The 5464-nt window shown below is 68.4% G+C and carries 6 protein-coding genes; all 6 read left to right on the forward strand.

The features are described 5' to 3' along the window. Positions 1–1109 (forward strand): porin (locus D7W79_RS38140; RefSeq protein ID WP_120530173.1); only part of this gene is annotated, 1109 nt, incomplete at its 5' end. Between the two features lie 12 nt (positions 1110–1121). Then, complete coding sequence (locus D7W79_RS38145) at positions 1122–1946, forward strand: phosphate ABC transporter substrate-binding protein (protein WP_120530174.1); 825 nt, start codon at positions 1122–1124, stop codon at positions 1944–1946. Positions 1947–2004: 58 nt separating this feature from the next. After that, positions 2005–3000: a phosphate ABC transporter permease subunit PstC gene (gene pstC / locus D7W79_RS38150; RefSeq protein WP_208729949.1), complete on the forward strand. Its 996-nt coding sequence runs from the start codon at positions 2005–2007 to the stop codon at positions 2998–3000. After that, on the forward strand, positions 2997–3908 hold the full coding sequence (gene pstA / locus D7W79_RS38155) for a phosphate ABC transporter permease PstA (RefSeq protein WP_120530175.1): 912 nt from the start codon (positions 2997–2999) through the stop codon (positions 3906–3908). The genes pstC and pstA overlap by 4 nt, the downstream gene beginning before the upstream one ends. 50 nt (positions 3909–3958) lie before the next feature. Then, on the forward strand, positions 3959–4702 hold the full coding sequence (gene pstB, locus D7W79_RS38160; RefSeq protein WP_171436306.1) for a phosphate ABC transporter ATP-binding protein PstB: 744 nt from the start codon (positions 3959–3961) through the stop codon (positions 4700–4702). 26 nt (positions 4703–4728) lie between these two features. After that, positions 4729–5412 (forward strand): phosphate signaling complex protein PhoU, encoded by a 684-nt coding sequence (gene phoU / locus D7W79_RS38165; protein WP_120530177.1) that lies wholly within the window; start codon positions 4729–4731, stop codon positions 5410–5412. Positions 5413–5464 lie beyond the last annotated feature (52 nt).

Below are 5464 nucleotides of genomic sequence, written 5' to 3' on the forward strand. Positions count from 1 at the left end.
ATGCCCCCACCGTCCCGGAAGGCTCGCCCTCCATCGACGAGCGACTGACCGCGGACGAGCACCGCGTGGAGGCCCTGGAGGAGCAGAACACGGAGACGAAGAACGACCTGTCCGCCCTCAAGAAGCTGCGCATCTCCGGCTACGTCCAGGGCCGCTACCAGTACCAGCAGGACCTGGATGACAGCGGCGCGGGCGGCTACAGCCGCTTCGGCGTCCGCCGGGGCCGCTTGAAGGCCACGTACACCACCGAGTGGTCGCAGTACATGCTGCAGATCGACGCGGTGCCCGCGGGCGTGACGCTCAAGGACGCGGAGGCCACCCTCTTCGTCCCCGGCACGAAGCAGCAGCTGTCCGTCACGCTGGGCCAGATGAAGTGGCCCTTCGGCTACGAAGGCCCCCAGTCCTCCAGCGACCGCGAGTTCCCCGAGCGCAGCCGCGTGGTGCGCAACATGCTCCCCAGCGAGCGTGACCGCGGCGCCAAGGTGAACGGCCGCTACAAGTTCCTGCGCCTCGCCGTGGGCCTCTTCGACGGCAACGGCACCGACAGCGGCACCACCCAGGACAACGACAAGGAGAAGGACCTCGTCGCCCACCTGGGCTTCGACTTGAAGTGGCTCGCGGGCGGCATCTCCGGCTGGTACGGCCATGACCTGGGCCGCCTGCCCACGGACACCTTCCGCCACGCCTACGATCGCACCCGCATCGGCGCGGACCTCCAGGCCTACTTCGACGTGGTGCCCCTGGGCGGCACGTCCATCAAGGGCGAGTTCATCGCGGGCCGCACCTACGGCGCCGCCAACAACGCCACCCACCTGGATGTGCCCGCGCACGGCTGGTACCTGCTGCTCGTCCAGAACATCGGCCTCAACGACGCGGTGGCCATCCGCTACGACACCTTCGACCCGCACAACGGCCAGACGGACCTGGCCGCGGGTGAGGTGCCGGGCGCGGACAACGCCGTCGACACCGTGGGCTTCGTCGTCCAGCACCACTTCGGGGAGAACCTGAAGGTCTCCGCCGTCTACGAAATCCCCATGACGCACGCCGTGGCCCAGGCATTGGACCCGCACGACAACCTGTTCACCCTGCAGATGCAGGCACGTTTCTAGAGGAGACACCCCATGAAGAAGACTCTGCTCTCAAGCTTCGTCGCCTTCGGGCTCGCCGTCCTCCCGCTCTCCGCCCAGGCAGGCACGGTGACGGTGAAGGGCTCGGACACCATGGTCATCCTCGCCCAGCGCTGGGCGGAGGCGTTCATGAAGAAGAACCCCGCCACCAAGATTCAAGTGACGGGCGGCGGCTCCGGCACGGGCCTGGCGGCCCTGCAGAACGGCACCACCGACATCGCCATGTCCAGCCGCGAAATCAAGGAGGCGGAGGAGGAGAAGCTCCGCGCCCGCTACAACACGCCTCCCTCCTCCGTGTCCGTGGCGAAGGACGGCGTCACCTTCTACGTCAACGAGTCCAACAAGGTGGACGCGCTCTCCATCGAGCAGCTCAAGGACATCTACCTGGGCGACACCACTTCGTGGAAGGCCGTGGGCGGCGCGGATGCTCCCATCGTCCTGTACTCGCGTGAGAACTCCTCCGGCACCTACGTGTTCGTGAAGGACACCGTGCTGGGCGGGGATGACTTCGCCGCTGCCGCGCAGACGCTCCCGGGCACCGCCGCCGTCGTCAACGCGGTCTCCAAGGAGAAGAACGGCATCGGCTACGGCGGCGCCGCGTACGCCAAGGGCATCAAGGAGCTGAAGGTGAAGAAGGGCAACGAGGCCTTCGCCCCCACCGCGGAGAACGTGAAGAGCGGCAAGTACCCGCTGTCGCGCGACCTGTTCTTCTACCTGCGCAACAAGCCCTCCGGTGAGGCCAAGGCCTTCATCGACTTCGCGCTGTCCGCCGAGGGTCAGGCCATCGTCACCCAGGTCGGCTACTTCCCTGTGAAGTAGTCGGCGTCACACGATTGTCACCCGGCGCGGGGGTCCCATGTTGGATAGACAGGCCGTCATGCAGGAGCAGGACCTCGCGCCCCCGGTGGCGCTGCCCACGCTGTCGCCCGCGGCCCGGCGACGGCAGCTGAAGGAGAAGGCCATCGCCGCGCTGATCACGGCGGTGGCCTTCACCGGCATCGCCGCGCTGGTGCTCATCCTCGTCTTCGTGGCGAAGGAGGCGCTGCTGCTCGTCACCGACGCGGCGGCGCGCGACGAGGCGAGCTTCTCCAAGATGTTCCTCCCGCAGCTGGTGCGGAAGGGAAAGCCCCTGGCCTACGTCTGGCAGCCGGTGTCCAGCGTGCCCAAGGTCAGCATGATTCCGCTCTTCATCGGCACGCTGAAGACGACGGCCGTGTCCATGCTGGTGGCGGTGCCCCTGGGCATCTTCGGCGCGCTGTTCGCCGCGGAGTTCGCCCCCCGCCGCCTGCGCGAGGTGCTCAAGCCCACCATCGAATTGCTCGCCGGCATCCCGTCCGTGGTGCTGGGCTTCTTCGCGCTGATGGTGATGGCGTCGTTCCTCCAGGACACTTTCGGCTTCACGTCCCGCCTCAACGCGGTGGTGGCCGGCCTGGGCCTGGCGCTGGCCATCGTGCCGGTCATCTTCACGGTGACGGAGGACGCGCTCACCGCCGTGCCGCGCAGCTACCGCGAGGCGTCCCTGGCCCTGGGCGCCACGCCCTGGGAGACGGCGTGGAAGGTGGTGCTCCCGGCGGCGGCCCCCGGCATCCTCGCCGCGTGCGTGCTGGGCTTCGGACGCGCCATCGGTGAGACGATGATCGTCCTCATGGCCTCCGGCAACGCGGCCATCGTGTCCTGGAACCTGGGGGACTCCGTGCGCTCGCTGTCCGCCACCATCGCCGCGGAGATGGGCGAGGTGGTGGTGGGCAGCCCGCACTACGCGCTGCTCTTCTTCATTGGCGTGGAGCTGTTCGTCTTCACCTTCGTGCTCAACATGCTGGCGGGGATGTGGACGAAGAAGGTCATCCAGCGGCTCAAGGGAGGTGCGGGGTGAAGCACACCACGCGCAAGGTCGTGGGCCTGTCGCTCGTGTCGCTCACGGGGCTGGCCGCGTTCATCATGGTCGCGATGCTGGCCCTCATCCTCCTGGACGTCGTCCGGGGCGGGTGGAGCCACCTTTCCTGGCAGTTCCTCTCCCAGGCGCCCACGGACGGGATGATGGGCGGCGGCATCTTCCCCGCCCTCTTCGGCACCGCGGCGCTCACGCTGCTCATGACCCTGGCGGTGATGCCGGTGGGCGTGCTGACGGCGGTGTACCTGCACGAATACGCCTCCCCCAGCAGCCTCCTGGCCCGCGCGGTGCGCGTGGCGGTGGCGAACCTGGCGGGCGTGCCCTCCATCGTGTTCGGCCTCTTCGGCCTGGGCTTCTTCATCCTCTTCGTGGGCAAGGGGTTGGATCACGCGCTGGGCTATCAGGAGCTGCACTGGGCCCAGCCGGGCATCCTGTGGGCGTCGCTGACGCTCGCGGTGCTCACCCTGCCCGTCGTCATCGTGTCCACGGAGGAGGCCCTGCGCGCCGTACCGCAGGAGCACCGCACCGCGAGCCTCGCGCTGGGGGCCACCCAGTCGCAGACGCTGGCGCGGGTGGTGCTGCCGGGCGCGCTGCCGGGCATCCTCACCGGCGCGGTGCTGGCCATCTCCCGAGGCGCGGGCGAGGTGGCGCCCATCCTCTTCACCGGCGCGGCCTACTTCCTGCCGGACCTGCCCACGAGCCTGAACTCGCAGTTCATGCACCTGGGCTACCACACCTACGTGCTGGCTACGCAGTCGCCGGACGTGGAGGCCACCCGTCCGCTGCTGTACGCGACGGTGCTGGTGCTGCTGCTGCTCACCTTCGCCCTGAACCTCGTCGCGGTCATCATCCGCACGCGCACGCGCCGCAAGGCCGCGGCCGGCCACTGACGCTCCTTCATCCGCCCATGCCCCTCTCCTCCGCCACGCCGCGCAACAAGATGGAAGCCCGCGAGCTCACCCTGCGCTACGGCAGCAAGGTGGCCATCAAGCAGGTGAGCCTGGCCATCCCAGAGAACAAGGTGACGGCGCTCATCGGCCCGTCCGGCTGCGGCAAGTCCACGTTCCTGCGCTCGCTCAACCGGATGAACGACCTCATCCCCGGCGCGAACCACGACGGCAGCGTGTTCCTGGATGGCCGCAGCATCCATGACCGCGCCCTGGACGTGGTGGACCTGCGCCGGCGCGTGGGCATGGTGTTCCAGAAGTCCAACCCCTTCCCCAAGTCCATCTTCGAGAACGTCGCCTACGGCCTGCGCGTGGGCGGCCTCAAGGACAAGGCGAAGCTGGCCGCGCGGGTGGAGAAGTCCCTGCGCGGCGCCGCGCTGTGGGACGAGGTGAAGGACCGGCTGGACGAGAGCGCCCTGGGCCTGTCCGGCGGTCAGCAGCAGCGCCTGTGCATCGCGCGGGCGCTCGCGGTGGAGCCGGAGGTGCTGCTCATGGATGAGCCCGCGTCCGCGCTGGACCCCATCGCGACGGCCAAGATTGAAGAGCTCATCCACGAGCTCAAGGCCACGTACACCATCGCCATCGTGACCCACAACATGCAGCAGGCCGCGCGCGTGAGCGACCGGACGGCTTTCTTCTACATGGGGGAGTTGGTGGAGTGCGGTCCCACGGAGCAGATCTTCACCAATCCCCACGAGAAGCGCACGGAGGACTACGTCACCGGGAAGTTCGGCTGAACCTCCCCGCGACGGAACAGGACGACATGGCGGCCATTCACACCGACAAGGCATTCGAGCAGGACCTGCGCAACCTGCGCGAGAAGCTGCTCGCCATGGGGGCCAAGGTGGAGACCCTCATCGCGCACAGCACCCGCGCCCTCACCGAGCGCGACTCGGCGCTGGCGGAGCAGGTGGTGGGCGCGGACCGCGAGGTGAACCGGCTGGAGGTCGACATCGACGACCTGTGCCGCCGCATCCTCGCGCTGCGCCAGCCGGCCGCCTCCGACCTGCGCCTCATCACCACGGCGCTGAAGATCGTCACCGACCTGGAGCGCATCGGCGACCTGGCGGTGAACATCGCCGAGCGCGCCATGGACCTGAACCAGGTCCCGCCGCTGGCGCCCTACGTGGACACGCCGAAGCTGGCGGAATTGGCGCAGCAGCAGGTGAAGAAGGCGCTGGACGCGTTCGTGTCCGGGGACGCGGCCAAGGCGGAGGACGTCCTCAAGGGGGACGACCTCCTGGATGCCCTCTTCCTGAAGATCTTCAACGAGCTGCTGGCGTACATGATGGAGGACTCGCGCAACATCCGCCGGGCCACGGCGTTGATGTTCATCGCGAAGCACCTGGAGCGCATTGGCGACCACGCGCTCAACGTGGCGGAGATGGTCATCTACATGGTGCGCGGCAAGGACGTGCGCCACCCGCGAAGCCGCGACCTGGAGTAGGCGGCTTCACCCGCGTGTCACGGCGAGTTGGCCGTCCCGCCCTCCCGCCGCC

The organism is Corallococcus exercitus (assembly GCF_003611585.1).
GTDB classification, from domain to species: Bacteria; Myxococcota; Myxococcia; order Myxococcales; family Myxococcaceae; genus Corallococcus; species Corallococcus exercitus.